Source organism: Kribbella catacumbae DSM 19601 (assembly GCF_000372465.1).
Classification (GTDB): Bacteria; Actinomycetota; Actinomycetes; order Propionibacteriales; family Kribbellaceae; genus Kribbella; species Kribbella catacumbae.
The window spans coordinates 76,151-95,228 of sequence record NZ_AQUZ01000009.1 but is presented as its reverse complement, the minus strand read 5'-3'; the positions used below and the strand labels follow the sequence as shown (position 1 = coordinate 95,228).

The following is a 19,078-nucleotide window of genomic DNA, read 5'->3' as shown; positions in this document are numbered from 1 at the left end:
TCTCCCCCGAGGGTGGCGCCGCTTTCGCTTGCTCACTTGACGATGTTGATTGATACGGCGGTGCTGGTGGCCTTGGCGGTCACTACGCGGAACTTGTTCACGCCGACGCGGCCGCTCTGCACCCACACCGAGTAGGTGCCCTTGCTGGTCACCTTGGTGGTGGCCGGGAAGTTGACCCACTTGCCGCTCTGCAGGCGCTGCACCTGGACGACGGACTTGGCGGCGATGCCAGTGGTCTTGCCGGTGAAGGAGACCTTGGTCCAGACCTTCGCCGTCGCCTTGTCCGACTTGATCGTGATCGACGGCTTGGCCGCGACGTCCGTGCTGGTGATCCTGGTGGTCTGGTCCGGCGTCGCGTTGGCCTGCAACGCGCCGGCCACGCCGACCCCACCGGCGGCCAGAGCGATCCCGGCAACCACAGCGAAGGAACGACGAACGACCTGAGAGCGAGTGCGCATTTTCTTGGTTTCCCCTCGTATGTAACAGGTTCTGGTGAACCCGACATGAGGGGAGACGCTGCGGCTTCGCGAAAGGTTGTGTTACGACTCCGTCTCAGGACTATCGGGCAGAACCAGCCGAGCGCAGGCACCACCGCCGGGTGCCGTGCCGAAGGTCAGCTCGGCGCCGAGCACCTTCGCGTGTCCGGCGGCGATGGTCAGGCCGAGGCCGTGCCCGACGCCTCGCTCGGCCATCCCGGACCGGAACCGACGGGGGCCCTCGGCAATCAACTCCTCGGGGTAACCGTTGCCATGGTCCACCACTTCGATGGTCCGGCCCTGCACGGTCACCTCGATCGGCGGCAGGCCGTGCCGCAGTCCGTTGACGATCAGGTTCGCCAGGATGCGCTCGATCCGGCGCGAGTCGGTGGACACCGTCTCTTCCCGGCCGATCCGGTGGACCACGACACTGTCCGGCGCCAGCGACTGCTGCATCCGCAACCGGCCGACGGCCGATCCCACGAACGCGCCCAGTCCGACGTGCTCCAGATCAGCCTGCTCGACGCCGGAGTCGAACCGGGCGATCTCGAGCAGGTCCTCGACCAGCCGCCGCAGTACCTTGGCGCGGTCGCGGACCAACTCACTGGGCCGGCCAGGGGGCAACAGCTCGGCGGCGGTCAGCAGGCCGGTGACCGGCGTACGGAGGTCGTGGGCGACGTCCGCGGTGAATCTTCGCTCGGCTTCCAGCTGGCCGCGCAACGAACTGGCCATCGTGTCCAGGGCCGTCGCCAGCGCCTGGACTTCGTCCTTGCCTTTGCCCGCGGCGCCCGCGGCCGACGCGTCGAGATCCCCCGCGGCGATGCGGCGCGCAGTACCGGCGACTGAAACGATCCGGCGGGAGAGGCTGCCGGCCGCAACAACGCTGACCAGCGCGACCAGGGCGACCGTGCCGATGCCGCCGATGATCAGCGCCCGGCGCAAGGCGTTCATCGACGGGTCGTTGACGTCGTAGTCCTGCACGATCGACAGGATCTGGCCGTCCTTGACGCCGACGGCCGCCCACATCTTGGCGTTCGGCGAGCCGGTCTTGAAGGTGGCCCGCTTGCCGTCCATCACCGCGTCCCGCAACTGCGGCGGCAGATCCGGGTCTTCCAGCCGGGCCCCGAACACCGGTACTCCGCTGCGGTCGTAGCTCTGCGCCGCCAGCTGGATCCGCTCGTCCGCGAAACTGCGCGTGCGGTCCAGCCGGGCCGACTGGGCCTGGGTATAGACCGCAACGCACAACACCAGAATCGCGAGCGAAGAGACCAGGACGAAGATGAGGCCTAGCTTGCTCCTCAGGCCCATCAGGCGCGCAGCTTGTATCCGAATCCGCGCACGGTTTCGATTCGGTCCGCGCCGATCTTGGTCCGCAAGCGTTGCAGGTGGACGTCGACCAGCCGGCCGTCGCCGCCCCACTCGTAGTCCCAGACGCGCTGCAGCAGGGTGGACCTGCTCAGCACGACGCCCGGGTTGTTGGCGAACTCGATCAGCAGCTTCAGCTCGGTCGGGGTGAGCTGGACGGTGCTGCCGCCCCGCCGTACCTCGAGTGCCTCGCGATCCAGCTCCAGATCGCCGAACGACTCCACGCTCGCGCCGGTCGACGGAGCCGGCCGCTCAGGATCGGCCACCGCCCGCCGCATCACGGCACGCAACCGGGCCACCAGCACCTGGGTGTCGAACGGCTTGGTGACGTAGTCGTCCGCGCCGGCCTCCAGCCCGAGTACTACGTCCAGCGCGTCGCCGCGGGCGGACACCATCACGATCGGAACCGTGCTGGTCTCCCGGATCCGCCGGCACACGGAGATGCCGTCCAGGCCGGGCAGCATGATGTCGAGCATCACCGCGTCCGGATGGATCTTCTCGAAACTTTCGATCGCCTCCAGGCCGTCTTCGGCCGTCGTGACGTCGTACCCATGGCGTTCGAGGGTCAATTGGGTCGCCTCACGGATCACCGCGTCGTCCTCGACCATCAGGATGCGCGCTGCCGGTTCTTCCGGTACCACCGAAGTTCAGTCTCCCTCTTGGTCCTTCTTGCTCACCTTGGTCATCTGACCGCCGACCCAACGGTAGACCTCGACCCGGCGTCCGGACGGGCAGCAAGGCGCGTCGTCCAGCGTGAATAGCTGCGATTCCACCACCAGGTCGCCCTGCCGGCTGGGATTGATCTTCAACTGCTCGGCCTTCAAACTCCAAACCTGGCGTGGTCCGGTCGGCGTGGCGGCCATCAGAACAGCCCCGATGACGAATTTCTCGATCGTGTGGATCAGCACGACCAGCTGCGATCGGCCGCTCTTCATCACGTCGACGGAGGCGCCCCGGGTCAGGCAGCGCTGGATCTGCGTGCAGCCGACCAGCACCTGGCGGAAGTACGGATCCAGCCTCTTCTCGGCGAGCAGGCTGGCGCGGACCTCCGGCAGCGTCATCACGGCCGGAGTGACCTCGGGTGTCGTCGTCTCGCTCGGGCCGAAGCCGCGGTTGATCGACGGAACGGGTGTTGACGTGGCGACCGGCGCGTCGGCGCCCTCGACCCGCAGGCCGCTGCCGTTCGCGCAGCCGGAGAGCACGACGAGAACGGCCAGTACCAGCGCGGCCGGCAGAAACTGCCTTGCTCGCATGGGTGACCTCCTGCCTCGCCTCACCATGTTTCCCCCGTTTTCAGACAACTGACCCCCGGTTTCAGACAACTGCCTTCCATAGTGCGGCCGGCACGTCACATTCGACGGCCATGAACGTCGAATGGCCTCGGCAGTTCCGTTGCGGTTCAGTCACAGAACTTGGAAGAACCCTCACGAAACGACCTTGCCCGGATTCAGGATGTTTTTCGGGTCCAAGGCAGCCTTGATCGCGCGGTGTACCGAGATCGCCACCGGGCCGATCTCCTGCACCAGCCAATCGCGTTTCAGAACCCCCACACCGTGCTCGCCGGTGATCGTGCCGCCCAGCTCCAGACCGACCTCCATGATCTTGTCGAACGCCGCCTGCGCCCGCGCCGCCTGCTCCGGATCGGTCTCGTCGAACACGACGGTCGGGTGCATGTTGCCGTCTCCAGCATGACCGAGCACACCGACAGTGATGTCCAGGTCGAGCGCGATCTGCTCGACCGCGCCGATGAAGTCCGCGAGCCGGGACCGCGGTACGCAGACGTCGTCGATCATCGTCGTCCCGAGCTGCTCCAGCGCGATCAGCGCCGCCCGCCGGGCCTCCAGCAGCAACTCGCCCTCGGCCGGGTCGTCCGCCTCGATGCACTCGATCGCGCCGTACTGGCGGCAGAGCTTGGCCACGGTCGCCACGTCGGCGGCACCGGCTTCGCCACCCGCGTCCGACTGGGCGATCAGCATGGCTGCGGCCTCGGTCGGCAGGTCCATCCGCTTGTAGTCGTTGACCGCCTTGATGGTGGTCCGATCCATGATCTCCAGCAGCGACAACGAGACGCCGCTGCGGATGATCTCGACGATCGCCTCGCCGGCCGCGACACCGGAATCGAACAGGGCCGCCATCGTGCGCGGCCGGGCCGTCTGCGGCCGTAGGGCCAGCGTCGCCTCGGTGATGATGCCGAGAGTGCCCTCACTGCCGACGATCAGCTTGGTCAGGTCATAGCCCGCGACACCCTTGACGGTGCGCCGGCCGGTACGCAGTACCTGGCCGTCGGCCAGCACCACTTCGAGGGCGAGCACGTAGTCGGTCGTCACGCCGTACTTCACGCAGCACAGGCCGCCCGAGTTGGTCGACAGGTTGCCGCCGATCGAGCAGAACTCCCAGCTGGACGGGTCGGGCGGGTAGAACAGCCCCTGCTCGGCCACCGCGCGGGACAGGACGGCGTTGAACACGCCGGGCTGCGTCACGACGTACCGGTCGACGGGCTCGATCTCGAGGATCTTGTCCATCTTCTCCAGCGAGATGACCAGGCAGCCCTCGAGCGCGTTCGCCGCGCCCGAGAGCCCGGACCGGGCACCTTGGGGCACGACCGGGACGCCCGCGTCGGCGGCGATCTTCACCGCCGCCTGGACGTGAGCGGTCTCCCGCGCCAGCACCACCGCGATCGGCTCGCCGGCCGGGCAGAACATCGCCCGGTCGTACCGGTAGCTCTGGATCCGGTCGTGATCGGTCACCAGCGCCTCCGGCGGCAGCACCTGCCGAAGACGCTCGACTAGATCGTTCATATCCGTGAGCCTAGGCGGTTTCCGGGCCTATGGCAGTGGTTAGCGGGTCCGCCCGGTGGCGTTCTCCGAAATCTCTTTGTAGCCGCTGCCGTAGTTGTGGAACTCGCGGGCGATCGCGACGAACGTGACGCCGCCGTCGGTGGACTTCACCTTCGGCGTCCGGCAGGTTCGCTGCCCGGCCGTCACGGCGCCGTTGCCACCGCTGCTGTCACAGGACAGACTGCGGCCGGCGTTGGCGCCGCCGTACTGGACCAGATAGGCGTTGGCCTTCTGGTTGGTGGTCAGCCGCGGATTCATGGTGATCTCGGCCCAGTACTGCGAACAGCTGTCACGGACGAGCCGGACACTGCCCCAACTGGGAGGTCGATGGTCGCGCAGGATGCTTGCGGACGAGATGGATGTGGCACCTGAGCAGGTCGCGGCTGGTGCCGCCTGAGCTGAGGTGGCCAGGGCGATGACGCCGCCTCCGGCCAGACCCGCGGTGCTGAGCAAAATGCCCAGTGTCTTCATCGGAAAACCCTTCCTGAGCGCACGCCCCGACGCACACTCATTGGGCAGAGTACGCGAACCTCCCCTGACCTGACAGTCAATCCGGTAATCGGACACAGGACGGTGTGTCGCGAATGGGTCACGGTGGGTATGTGTCCCGACCGACAGGACATACTGCCTGTATCGCGGCCGGCCGCCGGCTCCGTGAGCGTGGCGGGCGGCCGAACGGCCGACTATGTCCTGTCGGTCGGGACAACGGTCACAGGTTGCCGCGGCGCTCCTGCTCGCGCTCGATCGCCTCGAACAGCGCCTTGAAGTTGCCCTTGCCGAAGCCGAGCGACCCGTGCCGCTCGATCAGCTCGTAGAACACCGTCGGCCGGTCACCGATCGGCTTGGTGAAGATCTGCAGCAGGTAGCCGTCCTCGTCGCGGTCGACCAGGATCTTGCGCGACTGCAGTTCCTCGATCGGCACCCGCACCTGGCCGATCCGCTCCCGCAGCTCCGGGTCCTCGTAGTACGAGTCGGGCGTGTTCAGGAACTCGACGCCGTTGGCGCGCATGATGTCGACGGTGCGCAGGATGTCGTTGGTGGCCAGCGCGATGTGCTGGGCGCCGGCGCCGTCATAGAACTCCAGGAACTCGTCGATCTGCGACTTCTTCTTCGCGATGGCCGGCTCGTTCAGCGGGAACTTGACCCGGTGGTTGCCGTTGGCGACCACCTTGCTCATCAGCGCGGAGTAGTCGGTGGCGATGTCGTCGCCGATGAACTCCGCCATGTTCACGAAGCCCATCACCTTGTTGTAGAAGCTGACCCACTCGTCCATCAGGCCGAGCTCGACGTTGCCGACCACGTGGTCGACCGCCTGGAAGAGCCGCTTCGGGTGCCCCTCCGGCCGGGTCACGGCCGTCTGCGCCTCGACGAAGCCGGGCAGGTACGGGCCGTCGTACTTCGAACGGTCGATCAGCGAGTGCCGCGTGTCGCCGTACGCCGCGATGGCGGCCCGGCGGACGGTGCCGTACTCGTCCGTCACGTCGTTCGGCTCCTCGAGCACCGTGGCGCCCTGGGCGCGGGCGTGCGCGATGCACTTGTCGACGTCCGGCACCTCGAGCGAGATGTCGCTGACGCCGTCGCCGTGCTTGCGGTGGTGCTCGTGCAGGGTGCTCGTCGGGGTCACGCCACCGGTGATGACGAACCGTGCCGAGCCGGCCTTGAGCACGAAGGCCTTGCTGTCCTTGTTGCCGGTCTCCGGGCCTGAGTACGCGACCAGGTCCATCCCGAACGCGAGCTGGTAGTACTTCGCGGTCTGGGTCGCGTTCCCGACGATGAACACGACGGCGTCCATGGCGGTGACGGGGAACGGGTCGGTGCTCTCGTCGTACGGCACCAGGCCGACAAGCTGCTTCAACTGGTCGAGGTCCAGATCGGCGTCGAGCTCTGCGGGGGTGAGGTCGGTGCTGGTCATCGGGGTCCTCCCGGTCGGGGTCGGCTTTCGGGTTGAGCTTTGCCCGGCCCGGACAGGTTGCGCAACAGAAGTATGTTTCACTGGACACTCTGATCAGGATTCTCAGGCTTCTTGTGGACTATTTGGTCACCCTGACCAGCGTCAAGCCATCTCGACTACGGGACACTAAAGGAGGGCACATGGCTGGAGTGGACGCGCTGGATGCCCGCATCCTCGATCTCTTCGCCGCCGAGCCACGCGTCGGCGTCCTGGAGGCATCCCGCCGGCTAGGCGTCGCCCGCGGCACCGTCCAGGCCCGCCTCGACCGCCTCTCCCGCGACGGCGTAGTCCGCGGCTGGGGCCCAGACGTCGACACCACCGCCATCGGCTACCCGGTCACAGCCTTCGCGACCCTACAAATCGAACAAGGCTCAGGCCACACGGCGGTCGCAGCAGCCCTCGCCGCAATCCCCGAGGTCCTGGAGGTCTACACCATCACCGGCGCCGAGGATCTGTGGTGCCGGATCGTGGCACGTTCCAACGCGGACCTTCAACGGGTGATCGACCAGGTAGTCATCGTCCGAGGCATCCAACGAGCCTCGACAGTCATCGCGCTCGCCGAGCAGGTGCCCCATCGCGTATTGCCGCTGCTGCACGCAGCTACTCATCCCTAACGGGCGGGCGATGCCCGCGAGGCGATGCGAGGTCGCGCGAGACAAGGCGCGAGGTAACGCGCAGCGTCACGAGCCTGCCGGCGCCTCACCTACCTGTGCCTGCCGGCGACCCCGCTCGCTGCAGTTTCAGTCGCGAGGTGACGCGCGGCGTCACGAGCCTGCCGGCGCCTCACCTACCTGTGCCTGCCCGGCGCCTCACCCACCTGGGCGCGCTGGCGACCGCCCCTGCAGTTTCTGTCGCGAGGTGACGCGCAGCGTCACGAGCCGGGCGACGGCTGGTCCCCGGACGTCAAGCCACGAGGCGACGCGAAGCGTCGCGAGTCCCGCGCCCGGGGCACTCGGACCGCCACCACTCAGCAAACCCACCCAGCGCCGTCTGCGGAGGCCCGGCTGAGCGTGGGCAACCGGCCTCAGCTCGAGTTGGTCAGTGGTGGAGGTCCGCCCAGATCGCTCGTGGCGCACGCCAGGGCTGGGCGGACTGATCCATGCCTGCTGTCGGGCGGGATGGACCTGTGGCGGACTGCGAGCGTGACGCCAGGTGACGCGAGACCCGAGGAGATGCAAGGTCGCACGAGACACGGGGAGACGCGAGGTCGCACGAGACACGGGGAAGACGCGAGGTCGCACGAGACACGGGGAGATGCGAGGTCGCACGAGACACGGGGAGATGCGAGGTCGCACGAGACACGGGGAAGACGCGAGGTGATGCGGAGCGGCGTGAGGTTGTTGCTGGGGTTAGGCGAGGCGTTTGGCTACTTCTACGGCGGCGCGGGCTACTCGGGGGCCTACGAAGTCGCGGTCGAGTTTGCCTAGGACTACTACGCCTATGGAGGCTTCTACGCCTGGGACGCCGAGGACCGGGGAGGAGACGCCCTGGGCGCCTGCCTGGAGTTCGCCGGCGGTGATGACGAAGGGGCGGCCGGCGGGGTCGGGCTTGCGGCGGCCGGCCAGGATCGCCTTGCCTGCCGCGCCCTGGTCGAGGGCGTGCCGGGAACCCATCCGGTACGAGACGTGGAAGTCGGTCCAGCTCGGTTCGATCACCGCGATCGCGAGCGCCTCGTCACCGTCCGCCACGGTCAGGTGGGCCGTCGCGCCGGTGTCTTCGGCGAGCGAGCGCAGTACCGGCAGGGCGGCGTCTCGCAGGGTCGGCTGGACCCGGCGGGAGTAGTGCAGCACGGCGAGGCCGAGCCGGGCGCGGCCCTCGCTGTCGCGGCGGACCAGCCGGTGGAGTTCGAGCGTGTTGACCAGGCGGTAGACGACAGTCCTGCTCACGCTTAGTGAGGCGGCCAGCTCGGTGATGGACAGGCCGTCCGGGGCGTCCGCCAGCAACTCGAGGACGGTGAGTCCCCGATCCAGCGTCTGGGACGTCTCAGCGGGCACAGCCGAAGCGTAACCGTTTTTCGGTCACGGCCCGATGGCCCCGTATCTTGCTGCCGTGCGAAATTACTGGGCGCTGCTCCCCGCGATCGCCATTTGCGTCGGTCTGATCCTGCTGTACGCCGTCCCGACCCTGATCAATCCGCAGTGGACGAACAGCATGCTGGGCCTGTTCCGGCAGTCGCCCGGCGGCGAGGAACCGGCCGCCCTCGGGCCCCGGCAGATCCGGTCCCGGCGGATGCTCGCCGGCGCCCTGGTGATCGCCGCGCTCGCCCTTGTCGGGTTCAACGTCTCGCTCAACCGGGAGGCGAACGGCTGCTACCAGGCGGCCAAGGCCTGGGGCGCGATCGACGAGAAGGAGACGGACGCCGACCCGTGCGTCGACAAGATCTTCGGCAACTTCATCAGCGACGGTGAGGGCGAGGTCCGCGAGAAGACGCAGCAGCCGGTCGCCGGCTACCAGCTGATCAAGGGCAACCCGCCGAAGTACCTCAAGTGGACGCAGAACCCGATCAAGGACAAAGAAGCGAACCTGCTGTTCGGCCTCGGCTTCAACTGCTCGTCCGAACTGATCGTCACCGAGGCCGACGACAAGATCACCGCGCTGATCGACGACACCGAGCCGTGCCCACCGGACAGCAAGATCGAGCTCATCCCGATCAAGCTCAAGAAGCCGCTCGGCGACCGCCCGGTCGTCACCGTCGGCGGTAAGCCCGTTACCCGGATCAACCCGGACATGCCGTCCTGGGGCACGGTGCTGAAGGAGCTGGCGACCGGCGGGTGAGGTCAGCGCAGTGCGCGGACCTCAGAGTCGTACCGGCGGAAGGGCTTGTTCCAGGCGAGCAGGATCAGCAGGCCGACGATGCACACGGCGGCGCACTAGCAGCGCGATCGTCGGGGTGGTGAGTGAGGCCGTCGTACCGGCCACGAAGTCGCCGAGCCTCGGGCCGCACGCGACGACCACGATGAAGACGCCCTGGAGCCGACCGCGCATCGGGTCCGGGGCGGCTGACTGTAAGACGGTGTTCCGGTACGCCGAGCTGACCATGTCCGCCGCACCCCGACAAGGCCAGCAGCGCGACGCCGAGCCAGATCGTGCGCGACAACCTGAAGAGCCCGACCGCGGTGGCGTAGACGGTGATCGCCACCACGATCGCCACGCCTTGCCGCCGGACCCGGCTCACCCAGCCGGAGAACAGCACGCCGACCAGCGCCCCGATCGCCGGCGCGGCCTGCAGCAGACCGACAGTCCGTACGCCGCCCGCGAAGAAGCCGCCAGCCACGGCTGGGAACAGCGCTCGCGGCTGAGCGAACACCATCGCCAGGATGTCGGCGACAAAGGTCGCCAGTAGCGCCGGAGCAGCCCGGAGGAAGCTGAAGCCCTCCAGTACCGAGCGCAGGCCGGCCCGGCGTACCAGCCCGGTCGGCGGGACCGGAGGCAGCCGGAACAGTGCGTAGAGCGCGGCGGTGAAGGTGAGGACATCAACCAGGTACGCCGCGCCGAACCCCTGCCAGGCGATCACCACGGCACCCAGCAACGGGCCGGCCGTGAAGCCGAGGTTGAACGCGGCCTGGCTGAGCGTGTTCGCGGCCGGCAGGAGTTCCGGGCGGACGAGCCGCGGGATGATCGCGGACCGTGCCGGGTTGTTGACCGCGAAACACGCCGACTGCACGGCGACGACGGCGTACAGGACCCAGACCCGGTTCCAGTGCAGCTCGGACTGGGCGACCAGCACCATCGAGAGCAGCCAAAGACCGCCGGACGAGACGAGCGTTAGTGCGCCGTGTCGGAGGTTGCGTTAGCGATAGCGGTGGTCAGGTGCGTGCCTGGGCGCCGGTAGCGCAACGGAACCTCCGACACGGCGCACTAACGTACGGCGGTCGATGGCGTCGGCCATCGCGCTGCCGTACAGCCCGAAGATGACTAGGGTGTGTCTCCTTGTCAGGTGCCGTGCCGAGTGCCGCGCAGCACGCACGAGACAAGGAGACACACCCTGGTGGGACCAGCGAGCAGAGTCCGACCAGGCCGACCGAGAAGGTCGAGTGGGTCAGTGCGTAGACCTGGATCGCGACCGTCACCGCGGTCATCTGCTGGCCCAGCTGCGAGACCGACGAGCCGATCCACAACCGGCGGAAGTCAGCTGACTCCTTCAGCGGACGGATGTCGGTCAGCAGACGGGCCACAGACCTGAACTTATGTCACGACGTGAAGAATGCGTCACCAGGGCAGGCGGCCGGCCTCCGCGTGGACTTCGCCGGTCGGGCCGTCAGCGTCGAGGGTGGCGAGCCGTACGGCGACGGCCGCGCCCTCGGCCGGCGTACGGGCTGCGTCCCAGCCGCCCATGTCCGTCGCGCAGTTGCCCGGGTCGGCGGCGTTGACGAGGATTCCGGAGCCACGGAGCTCGTTGGCGAGCATCACCGTGACCATGTTGACCGCGGCCTTGGACGAGTTGTAGCCGAGCGTCCGGACGGTCGACATCCGCGAGTCGGGATCGCCGACGAGCGTGAAGGACGCGAGTGAGGTGGACAGGTTGACGATGCGGGCGGCGGGGGCCTTGCGCAGTACTGGAAGCAGGGCGTTGGTGACGTCGACCAGGCCGATCACGTTGGTCTCGAACCCTGCGCGAAGCACGTCCGCGGCGATCTCGGTCACGCCCGCGTCGCCGGCGGGGATGATCGCGGCGTTGTTGACCAGGACGTCGAGCCGGCCGTGGTCGGCCTCGATCTTGGCGGCGGCCGCTCGGACCGAGTCGGGATCGGTCACCTCCAGCTGGATCGTCTCGGCCTTGATGCCATCGGCAACGAGTTCCTTGGTCGCGGCCTCGCCCCGAGCCAGGTCCCTGGCCCCGATCAGGACGGTGTAGCCCGCCTCGCCCAGCTGCCTGGCGATCTCCTTGCCGATTCCTTTGTTGGCGCCTGTGATGAGTGCGATCTTGTTGGTCATGGTCTTCAGCTTTGGCCGTTTCGCCCGGTCCAGGCAGAGCGGGCTGAGCCTGGGATCGGCGGTCCCTGGTTGGCGCCGGCGGGGCTTGAGATGCTGGGTGCATGGACAGGGCACAGCTGGCGGAGTTCCTGCGAATCCGGCGGGAGCGGCTGCGGCCGGACGATGTGGGCCTGCCCGCCGGACTCCGCCGCCGTACGCCGGGCCTGCGGCGCGAGGAGGTCGCGGGGCTGGCCACGATGTCGACGGACTACTACACCCGGTTGGAGCAGGGGCGTGGTCCGCGACCGTCCCGGCCGGTGCTGACTGGGTTGGCGCGAGCCCTGCGGCTGTCCGACGCCGAGCGGGCGCACCTGTTCCGGCTGGCTGGGGAGCAGCCCGCGCCACCGCCGGGACCGCCGTCGGACGTGCGCACCGGCGTACTGCGGATGTTGGCGCGACTCGACGTACCAGGGCTGGTGCTGGACGCGAAGTACGACGTACTGGCGTGGAACCCCTTGGCCGCCGCGCTGATCGCTGACTTCTCCGCAGTGCCGCAGCGGGAGCGGAACCTGTTGCGCCTGCGGTTCCTGTCCGGGTCGCGGCAGCGGGAGCGGTTCGGGGAGCAGCAGACCGTCGAGTTCGCGCGGGAGTCGGCGGCGGATCTGCGGGCGGCGACCGGGCGCTATCCCGAGGACCCGTCGATCGCGGCGCTGGTGGCGGACCTGGTCGACGGCAGCGAGGAGTTCGCCCGGATCTGGGCGCTGCATGAGGTCGCGACGCAGCAGAGCATGTGCCAAACGATCATCCACCCAGCTGTCGGCCGGATCGACGTGGTCTGCGAGGTCCTGGTCATCCCCGATCGCGACCAGCGCGTCATCCTCTACACGGCCGACCCGGGCTCCCCCTCGGACCAGGCCATCCGGCTGCTCGAGGTCGTCGGGACCCAATCGCTGACCACAGGTTGACATTCTGCCACCGTCAAGCGAGCGTTTGACCGTCACTATCTGACGAGAGGCGTTGCTTGATGCGTAAGTTAATTACCGCTGTCGCCGGTACTGCGGCCGCGGCGTTGCTGGTGGCGGTCGTGGGTCCCGCGGCGTCCGCTGCGCCTCCCGGGGAGATCGTCTTCGCGGATGAGTTCGACGGTAGCGCGATCGACCGGGGGAAGTGGGCGATCCACTCGAACGCGGAGGCCGACCAGTGCCTCGGCAACAAGGGCAACCAGCAACTCGAGTGGCACACGTGGGACGCGCTCGCCGTCGGTGGCGGCGTACTGACGATCACCGCTCGCAAGAACAACCCGCAGCCGGGGTACGAGTGGTCGAGCGGGCTGATCACGACGGCGCAGGCGTGCGGTCACGAGCCTGCGAACTCCTTCACCGTCAAGCCCGGTGACTATGTGGAGACGCGGCTGAAACTGCCTGCTGCGAAAGGGTTTTGGCCGTCCACTTGGACTTGGAACGGCAATGGGTCCAATGAGCAGGACACGTACGAGTTCTACAGCGACAACCATCGGAACCTGTACCTGACCAACCACCAGTCAGGTGGTGGCAGCTGCACCTACGAGTCGCCGGAGGACCTCACGAATGACTGGCACACCATCGGGCAGCAACTGGGTCCCGACAAGACGCGCTGGTACCTCGACGGCCAGCAGATCTGCGAGCAGGGCGCGTACGACGGCACCGGTGACGCGTTGATCCTGGACATGTTCGTCTACAGCGCGATCCCCCCGGAGGTCACCGAGGAGTCGATGCAGGTCGACTACGTCCGCGTCTACCGGGGTTAGGGCCAAGCCAGACAGGAGCACGGAGGGCGGGGGCACGGACGGCGGTGGCGCGGACGGCCGGTGCACGGACGGCGGGGGCACGGACGGCCGTGCACAGACGGCGGGGGCACGGACGGCTGCGCACACACGACCCGGCTCCGGAGCCCCGACACGCCGAGGGAAGCGCTTGCTGGCCGGTGCTAGGTATGCACCGGTGTCCGCACCTGCCGGCACAGTGCCCAGTTGGGTCTCGTCGCTGACCTTCGCCCGGCCAAACCCACCAGTGGCGGGCTCGGACCCTAACGGTGACCTTGAACAAGGTGTGCGCTGTCCAAGGTCACCAGAAGATGTTCAAGCCCACCACTGGTGGGCTCGCTCGCCTGGCCGACGAGCAAGCCGGTCCGGATCGACCCCGAGCTCCACGCGGCTGACCGGCTTGGGGTAGGGCACCTCGCGGGTTAGGCGCGGCGTTGGGTGGCCCAGTCTCGGATTAGTTCGATGCGGTCGCGGAGTTCGGCGGAGGAGGCGTGGGCCGCGGCTGGGCCGCCGAGTTTGCGGCGGAGGTCGGTGTGGATGACGCCGTGGGGTTGGCCGGTCCGGTGGTGCCAGGCGGCGACCAGGCCGTTCAGTTCACGGCGCAGCAGCGCAACCTGCTCGTGGGTGGCGAGCTCGACCGGGGTCGGGTCCTCGCGGTCGGAGGTCCCGCGCTGGGACTTCTTCTGCTGGGCCAGCGACTTGGCCTGCCGCTTGCGCAGCAGCTCGCGGACCTGATCGGGCTCCAGCAACCCGGGCAGCCCGAGGAAGTCCAGCTCCTCGTCCGACCCGATGTCGCCACCCGTCCCGTAGTCACCACCGTCGAAGACGACCCGGTCGAAGCTCGCATCCGACCCGAGCGCCTCGAACTTCGCGTCGAGATCGTCGCTCGCGCCCTCGGCCTGGTTCGCCTTCTTCAGCAGATCGTCCTCGAGAGCGAAGATGTCGCCGTCCTCGTTCGAGTTCCTGCGGCCGAGCACGTGGTCCCGCTCGACCTCCATCTCGGCCGCGAAGCTCAGCAACCGGGTCACCGACGGCACGAACACCGACGCCGTCTCACCCCGCTTGCGCGCCCGCACGAACCGCCCGACCGCCTGCGCGAAGAACAGCGGCGTAGAGGTCGGCGTCGCGTAAACCCCGACCGCCAGCCGCGGTACGTCGACGCCCTCGCTGACCATCCGCACGGCGACCATCCACCGCTGCCCGCCGTCGGAGAACGTCTGGATCTTCTTGCTCGCCGCCTTCTCGTCGGACAGTACGACGGTCGGCGCCTGGCCGGTCAGCTCGCGCAAGACCTTCGCGTACGCCCGGGCCGTGGTCTGGTCACCCGAGATGACCAGCCCGCCGGCGTCTGGCATGTGCCGCCGTACTTCGGTCAGCCGCTTGTCGGCGGCAGCCAGCACGGCCGGCATCCACTCGCCGGTCGGGGCGAGCGCAGTACGCAATGCCTGGGCGGTCAGGTCCTTGGTCAGTGGCTCACCGAGGCGGGCCGCGACCTCGTCACCGGCCTTGGTGCGCCAGCGCATCTCCCCGGAGTACGACATGAAGATGACCGGCCGTACGACGTGGTCGCGCAGCGCGTGACCGTAGCCGTAGGTGTAGTCGGCCTGGCTGCGCGCGACGCCGTCGTGGCCGTGCTCGTAGGTGACGAACGGGATCGGGTTGTCATCGCTGCGGAACGGCGTACCGGTCAGGGCGAGGCGCCGGGTGGCGGGGTCGAATGCCTCCCGCACTCCCTCACCCCAGCTGAGCGCGTCACCACCGTGGTGCACCTCGTCGAGGATGACCAGCGTGCGGAACTTCTCGGTCCGGACCCGAAAGGCCAGCGGGTTCATGGCGACGCCGGCGTACGTGACGGCGACACCCTGGAAGTCCTTGTTCGTCCGGCCCTTGCGTCCCGCGAACGCCGGGTCGATCGCGATCCCGGCCCGGTCGGCGGCATCGGCCCACTGGACCTTCAGGTGCTCGGTCGGCGTCACCACCGTGATCCGCTCGATCACCCGGCGATGCAACAGCTCGGCGGCGACGGTCAGCGCGAACGTCGTCTTGCCCGCGCCCGGCGTCGCGACCGCCAGGAAGTCCTTCTGCTGCTTGTCGAAGTAGAGCTGGAGTGCTTCCGCCTGCCAGGCCCGCAGCTTGCTCGCAGTGCCCCACGCGGCGCGGTCCGGATAGGCCGGAGGTAGCACGGCTGGTGCTGCTGGCACGTGCGAATCCACGGACGGCATACTCCCCCGATAGTCGACTGTCGGCCGTGCAGGAACGTTACCCGAGATCCCTCACAAGGTCAGATCGGCAGGCACCACGCTCACTGCGAACGGCGCCGTCAACCGCGCCACCTCGTCACCGGTGGCCTTCGCCACCTGCGCATATGCCCCGTCCCGCATCTCCCAGGCGATCAACTCCGGCGTGTCGGGATCGATCACCCAGTAAGACGCACACCCGGCCGCCTCCAGCCGGGAGAATTTCAGCATCACGTCGATCCGGCGCGTGCTCGGCGCCAACACCTCGACGGCAAGCAACGGCGCCGTCGGGAGATCGCGCTCGGTGAAGTCCTCGCGCCGGGCGACCAACAGGTCAGGCTGGAGGACGGTATTCCCGGAGATGACGACGTCGAACGGGGCGAAGAGCACCTCCAGTTCATCGGAGCAGGCAGCGAACAGCAGTCGGTAGACAGAAGCGACGACGCGCTGGTGCAGGCGCGATGGCGCCGGGGTCATGATCAGCGCCCCGTCGATGAGCTCGTAGCGGTGCCCGTCATTGGGCATCCGGTCGAGGTCGTCCCTGGTCAGCGGGCCGCTCGGTCGCCAGGGCGGCGAGTACTGCGGTTCGGATTCCATGATTGCCATGGTGCCTCCTTGTGATGGTCATACCTACAAAGTGCCGTCATCTGCCCCGGGTTGCCCCGGTTGTCCACAGGGCAATTCCAGTCCGGTCACCCTGTGGAGAAAGTGCGGGAGTTGGCGGCCGAGTCGACCTACACTCGTGGCTATGAGTACTCAGCTGAGCCCCGGCGCGGAGACGGTCACCGACGAGCGGACCAAGCCGTCGCTGGACGAGGGCGATCATGAGCGGTTCTCGCACTACGTGCCGAAGGACAAGCTCACCGAGGCGATGGTGATGGGCACCCCGGTCGTCGCCCTGTGCGGCAAGGTCTGGGTCCCGAGCCGCGACCCCCAGCGCTTCCCGGTCTGCCCGGAATGCAAAGAGATCTGGGAGTCCCTGAACCCCGGCGACGACGGCGACGACAACAAGGAGTAGTCGGGAGTCAGTTGTAGGTGGGGTCGTCCGGGTAGGTCGCCAAGTAGGCCATCTGGTCGCCTTGGCGGCGTAGGACGCGACGCCAGAGGCCTTCCGGTTGGAGGCTGAACACGTCGTCGGGTTCGGACGGTACGACGTACCAGGCGCCCTCGGTGATCTCGCCTTCCAGTTGGCCGCTGGACCAGCCTGCGTAGCCGGCGAAGATGCGCATTCGCTGGATCGCGCCCTCCAGCAGCGCCGGTGGTACGTCGAGGTCGATCAGCCCGATCCGCCCGAAGCACCCGCGCCAGCCCGGCGGATCGGCCGACTCGATCACCTCGGCGACCGCGAGAGCACTGTCCGTCCCCACCGGGCCGCCCATGAAGAGCACCCCAGGCTCGCTCACCGTCGTCGACCAGTCGGACAGCACCCGGTCGACCTCCAGGTCGGCGGCGCGGTTCACGACCACCCCGAGCGCACCGTCGTCGTCATGATCCAGCAGCAGAATCACCGACCGCCGAAAGGGCGGCTCGTCGAGCAGCGGGGTCGCCACCAGCAGCGAGCCGGTCAGGGTCGTGGCCGTCATGCACCCATCATGTCGTGCTCGGCAACTTTTGGGCACGGAGCGCGCGGAACCCGAGCCAGGCGCCCAGCGCCACCCCGCACAGGTCGGCGACCGAGTCGAGTGGGTCGCCACTGCGGAACGGCAGCCAGTAGTACTGGACCACCTCGCTGACAACAGCGTTGGCGGCGACCACAGGCAACAACCAGCGAGCCCGTACGCCGCTGCGCAGGCCGAGGTAGGCCACTGCCCCGAACAGCAGCAGGTGCGCGAACTTGTCGGAGTACGGGAACTGGACGTCGGAGCCGGCCTGTCGCGGCGCGTACACCCCGTACAGGTGAATCAGGCAGGCCGCCGCGAAGGCAGCCCGCCAGAACCACGCAGTACGAGACGTACGAAGGACAGGTTCACTCAAAGTGGAGTCAATCAAAGCAGGTGACTCAAACTCCGAGCGCCGGTGAGTCGTCCGGGAAGTGCTCCGCGGCCGGCGCCTTGCCACCGGCGGCGTCGCGGACGGCGTGCGCGACCCGTGTATGCACCTCCGGGTGGAAGACGCTCGGCACGATGTAGTCGGCGTTCAGCTCGTCGTCGGTGACCACCCCGGCCAGCGCCTTCGCGGCCGCCAGCTCCATCTGGATCGACACCTTCGACGACTGCGCGTCGAGCAGACCGCGGAAGACGCCCGGGAAGACCAGCACGTTGTTGATCTGGTTCGGGAAGTCGCTGCGGCCGGTCGCGACCACGGCCGCGTGCTCGTGCGCCGCCGCCGGGTCGACCTCCGGGTCCGGGTTGGCCAGCGCGAAGACGATCGCGTCCTTGTTCATCGTCGCGATGTCGTCGCCGTTCAGGATGTTCGGCGCCGAGACGCCGATGAACACGTCGGCACCGGCCAGCGCGCCCTTCAGGTCTCCGCTGTACTCCGCGGCGTTGGTGTTCTCCGCGATCCAGCGCAGCTCCGGCGACAGTCCGTCGCGCTCGGTGTGGATGACCCCGGCGATATCGGCGACGATCGTGTCCCGCACGCCGGCCTCGATCAGCAGCTTGAGGATCGCCGTACCGGCCGCGCCCGCGCCGGACAGCACGATGCGTACTTCGCTGATGTCCTTGCCGACCACGCGCAACGCGTTGAACAACGCGGCCAGCACGACGACCGCAGTACCGTGCTGGTCGTCGTGGAAGACCGGGATGTCGAGCTCCTCGCGCAGCCGGGCCTCGATCTCGAAGCAGCGCGGCGCGGAGATGTCCTCCAGGTTGATCCCGGCGAAGCCCGGCGCGATCGCCTTGACCACCGCGATGATCTCGTCGGTGTCCTGGGTGTCCAGGCACAGCGGCCAGGCGTCGATGCCGGCGAAGCGCTTGAACAGCGCGGCCTTGCCCTCCATCACCGGCAACGCGGCCTTCGGGCCGATGTTGCCCAGCCCCAGGACGGCGGAACCGTCAGTGACCACAGCGACGCTGTTGCGCTTGATCGTCAGCCGGCGGGCGTCGTCGGGGTTGGCCGCGATCGCCAGGCAGACCCGCGCGACACCCGGGGTGTAGATCATCGAGAGGTCGTCACGGTTGCGGATCGGGTGCTTGGCCTCCATCGAGATCTTGCCGCCGAGGTGCATCAGGAAGGTCCGGTCGGAGACCCGGCCGATCTCGACGCCCGGTACGGCGCGCATCGCCTCGACCAGCCGGCCGGCGTGCTCGGTGTCGGCGGCGGCACACGTCACGTCGATCCGCAGGCGCTCGTGGCCGGAGGCGGTCACGTCGAGCGCGGTGACGAGACCGCCGGCGTGCTCGACCGCGGTGGTCAGTTTGCTCACCGTCGAGCCACCCGCGGGGACCTCGAGGCGAACGGTGATGGAGTAGGAAACGCTCGGCAAGGCAGTCACGCGGGTGATCCTCTCATGTCACTGGTCATACCTGGAGGTTGTGTTCTTAAAGTGCACGGCG

At 68.1% G+C, this 19,078-nt stretch carries 19 protein-coding genes and 1 pseudogene; 5 read left to right on the top strand and 15 right to left on the bottom strand.

The annotated features are described in order from the left end of the window. Positions 1-32: 32 nt before the first annotated feature. The 7 genes from A3ES_RS0112250 to hppD all read right to left on the bottom strand — a co-directional run bounded on the left by A3ES_RS0112250 (position 33) and on the right by hppD (position 6,590). Complete coding sequence (locus tag A3ES_RS0112250) at positions 33-458, bottom strand: hypothetical protein (RefSeq protein ID WP_026162801.1); 426 nt, start codon at positions 456-458, stop codon at positions 33-35. An 81-nt stretch (positions 459-539) separates the two neighbouring features. Further along, positions 540-1,784: a HAMP domain-containing sensor histidine kinase gene (locus A3ES_RS0112245; RefSeq protein WP_020387105.1), complete on the bottom strand. Its 1,245-nt coding sequence runs from the start codon at positions 1,782-1,784 to the stop codon at positions 540-542. Further along, complete coding sequence (gene cseB / locus A3ES_RS0112240) at positions 1,784-2,482, bottom strand: two-component system response regulator CseB (protein ID WP_020387104.1); 699 nt, start codon at positions 2,480-2,482, stop codon at positions 1,784-1,786. Before cseB ends, A3ES_RS0112245 begins: the two co-directional genes overlap by 1 nt. 6 nt (positions 2,483-2,488) lie before the next feature. Then, positions 2,489-3,094, bottom strand: a complete 606-nt coding sequence (locus A3ES_RS0112235; protein WP_020387103.1) for a hypothetical protein — start codon at positions 3,092-3,094, stop codon at positions 2,489-2,491. Positions 3,095-3,265: 171 nt separating this feature from the next. Next, on the bottom strand, positions 3,266-4,639 hold the full coding sequence (locus tag A3ES_RS0112230; protein ID WP_020387102.1) for an FAD-binding oxidoreductase: 1,374 nt from the start codon (positions 4,637-4,639) through the stop codon (positions 3,266-3,268). A gap of 39 nt (positions 4,640-4,678) precedes the next feature. Further along, entirely contained in the window at positions 4,679-5,149 is a 471-nt protein-coding gene (locus A3ES_RS0112225; RefSeq protein WP_020387101.1) for a DUF2690 domain-containing protein, read from the bottom strand. Between the two features lie 238 nt (positions 5,150-5,387). Continuing rightward, positions 5,388-6,590, bottom strand: coding sequence for a 4-hydroxyphenylpyruvate dioxygenase (gene hppD, locus A3ES_RS0112220; protein ID WP_020387100.1), 1,203 nt, complete (start codon positions 6,588-6,590; stop codon positions 5,388-5,390). 179 nt (positions 6,591-6,769) lie between these two features. Here hppD and A3ES_RS0112215 point away from each other — a divergent pair, with 179 nt between their 5' ends. Beyond that, the gene (locus tag A3ES_RS0112215; protein ID WP_020387099.1) at positions 6,770-7,243 is read left to right on the top strand and encodes an Lrp/AsnC family transcriptional regulator; all 474 of its coding nucleotides are present in this window, start codon (positions 6,770-6,772) and stop codon (positions 7,241-7,243) included. Between the two features lie 735 nt (positions 7,244-7,978). On the opposite strand, the gene A3ES_RS0112210 is transcribed toward A3ES_RS0112215, so the two are convergent. Further along, on the bottom strand, positions 7,979-8,623 hold the full coding sequence (locus tag A3ES_RS0112210) for an IclR family transcriptional regulator (protein ID WP_020387098.1): 645 nt from the start codon (positions 8,621-8,623) through the stop codon (positions 7,979-7,981). Between the two features lie 55 nt (positions 8,624-8,678). Here A3ES_RS0112210 and A3ES_RS0112205 point away from each other — a divergent pair, with 55 nt between their 5' ends. Further along, complete coding sequence (locus A3ES_RS0112205; RefSeq protein ID WP_237744928.1) at positions 8,679-9,404, top strand: hypothetical protein; 726 nt, start codon at positions 8,679-8,681, stop codon at positions 9,402-9,404. A 64-nt stretch (positions 9,405-9,468) separates the two neighbouring features. On the opposite strand, the pseudogene A3ES_RS51210 reads toward A3ES_RS0112205, so the two are convergent. Next, positions 9,469-10,383 (bottom strand): annotated as a pseudogene (locus tag A3ES_RS51210) (MFS transporter); the annotation flags it as partial. 455 nt (positions 10,384-10,838) lie between these two features. Then, a complete protein-coding gene (locus A3ES_RS0112195; protein WP_020387096.1) occupies positions 10,839-11,564 on the bottom strand; it encodes an SDR family oxidoreductase in 726 nt (241 codons plus the stop codon). A gap of 101 nt (positions 11,565-11,665) precedes the next feature. Here A3ES_RS0112195 and A3ES_RS0112190 point away from each other — a divergent pair, with 101 nt between their 5' ends. Next, positions 11,666-12,508 (top strand): helix-turn-helix transcriptional regulator, encoded by an 843-nt coding sequence (locus tag A3ES_RS0112190; protein WP_020387095.1) that lies wholly within the window; start codon positions 11,666-11,668, stop codon positions 12,506-12,508. 59 nt (positions 12,509-12,567) lie between these two features. Beyond that, the gene (locus tag A3ES_RS0112185) at positions 12,568-13,329 is read left to right on the top strand and encodes a glycoside hydrolase family 16 protein (protein ID WP_020387094.1); all 762 of its coding nucleotides are present in this window, start codon (positions 12,568-12,570) and stop codon (positions 13,327-13,329) included. Between the two features lie 437 nt (positions 13,330-13,766). Here the strand turns inward: A3ES_RS0112185 and A3ES_RS0112180 are convergent, their stop codons facing one another. Together A3ES_RS0112180 and A3ES_RS0112175 are read right to left on the bottom strand one after the other, a co-directional pair. Next, positions 13,767-15,566, bottom strand: coding sequence for a DEAD/DEAH box helicase (locus A3ES_RS0112180; RefSeq protein WP_051084695.1), 1,800 nt, complete (start codon positions 15,564-15,566; stop codon positions 13,767-13,769). 51 nt (positions 15,567-15,617) lie between these two features. Beyond that, positions 15,618-16,187: a Uma2 family endonuclease gene (locus tag A3ES_RS0112175; RefSeq protein ID WP_020387092.1), complete on the bottom strand. Its 570-nt coding sequence runs from the start codon at positions 16,185-16,187 to the stop codon at positions 15,618-15,620. 142 nt (positions 16,188-16,329) lie between these two features. Between A3ES_RS0112175 and A3ES_RS0112170 the strand changes: the two genes are divergently transcribed. After that, positions 16,330-16,599 (top strand): DUF3039 domain-containing protein, encoded by a 270-nt coding sequence (locus A3ES_RS0112170; RefSeq protein ID WP_020387091.1) that lies wholly within the window; start codon positions 16,330-16,332, stop codon positions 16,597-16,599. A gap of 7 nt (positions 16,600-16,606) precedes the next feature. Here A3ES_RS0112170 and A3ES_RS0112165 read toward each other — a convergent pair whose 3' ends face one another. The 3 genes from A3ES_RS0112165 to A3ES_RS0112155 are packed head-to-tail and all read right to left on the bottom strand — an operon-like array spanning position 16,607 to position 19,017. Then, positions 16,607-17,164, bottom strand: a complete 558-nt coding sequence (locus tag A3ES_RS0112165) for a YqgE/AlgH family protein (RefSeq protein WP_020387090.1) — start codon at positions 17,162-17,164, stop codon at positions 16,607-16,609. 7 nt (positions 17,165-17,171) lie between these two features. Continuing rightward, on the bottom strand, positions 17,172-17,555 hold the full coding sequence (locus tag A3ES_RS47020; protein ID WP_237744927.1) for a VanZ family protein: 384 nt from the start codon (positions 17,553-17,555) through the stop codon (positions 17,172-17,174). Positions 17,556-17,580: 25 nt separating this feature from the next. After that, on the bottom strand, positions 17,581-19,017 hold the full coding sequence (locus A3ES_RS0112155; protein ID WP_020387088.1) for an NAD-dependent malic enzyme: 1,437 nt from the start codon (positions 19,015-19,017) through the stop codon (positions 17,581-17,583). Positions 19,018-19,078: the final 61 nt, after the last annotated feature.

Excerpts from the sequence above, each read along its gene's own strand:
- A3ES_RS0112245 (WP_020387105.1), bottom strand. The coding sequence starts at position 1,784 with ATGGGCCTGAGGAGCAAGCTAGGCCTCATCTTCGTCCTGGTCTCTTCG.
- A3ES_RS0112165 (WP_020387090.1), bottom strand. The coding sequence starts at position 17,164 with ATGACGGCCACGACCCTGACCGGCTCGCTGCTGGTGGCGACCCCGCTG.
- A3ES_RS0112235 (WP_020387103.1), bottom strand. The coding sequence starts at position 3,094 with ATGCGAGCAAGGCAGTTTCTGCCGGCCGCGCTGGTACTGGCCGTTCTC.
- A3ES_RS0112170 (WP_020387091.1), top strand. The coding sequence starts at position 16,330 with ATGAGTACTCAGCTGAGCCCCGGCGCGGAGACGGTCACCGACGAGCGG.
- A3ES_RS0112175 (WP_020387092.1), bottom strand. The coding sequence starts at position 16,187 with ATGGCAATCATGGAATCCGAACCGCAGTACTCGCCGCCCTGGCGACCG.
- A3ES_RS0112230 (WP_020387102.1), bottom strand. The coding sequence starts at position 4,639 with ATGAACGATCTAGTCGAGCGTCTTCGGCAGGTGCTGCCGCCGGAGGCG.
- A3ES_RS0112180 (WP_051084695.1), bottom strand. The coding sequence starts at position 15,566 with ATGCCGTCCGTGGATTCGCACGTGCCAGCAGCACCAGCCGTGCTACCT.
- A3ES_RS0112225 (WP_020387101.1), bottom strand. The coding sequence starts at position 5,149 with ATGAAGACACTGGGCATTTTGCTCAGCACCGCGGGTCTGGCCGGAGGC.
- A3ES_RS0112195 (WP_020387096.1), bottom strand. The coding sequence starts at position 11,564 with ATGACCAACAAGATCGCACTCATCACAGGCGCCAACAAAGGAATCGGC.
- A3ES_RS0112185 (WP_020387094.1), top strand. The coding sequence starts at position 12,568 with ATGCGTAAGTTAATTACCGCTGTCGCCGGTACTGCGGCCGCGGCGTTG.
- hppD (WP_020387100.1), bottom strand. The coding sequence starts at position 6,590 with ATGACCAGCACCGACCTCACCCCCGCAGAGCTCGACGCCGATCTGGAC.
- A3ES_RS0112250 (WP_026162801.1), bottom strand. The coding sequence starts at position 458 with ATGCGCACTCGCTCTCAGGTCGTTCGTCGTTCCTTCGCTGTGGTTGCC.
- A3ES_RS0112190 (WP_020387095.1), top strand. The coding sequence starts at position 11,666 with ATGGACAGGGCACAGCTGGCGGAGTTCCTGCGAATCCGGCGGGAGCGG.
- A3ES_RS0112215 (WP_020387099.1), top strand. The coding sequence starts at position 6,770 with ATGGCTGGAGTGGACGCGCTGGATGCCCGCATCCTCGATCTCTTCGCC.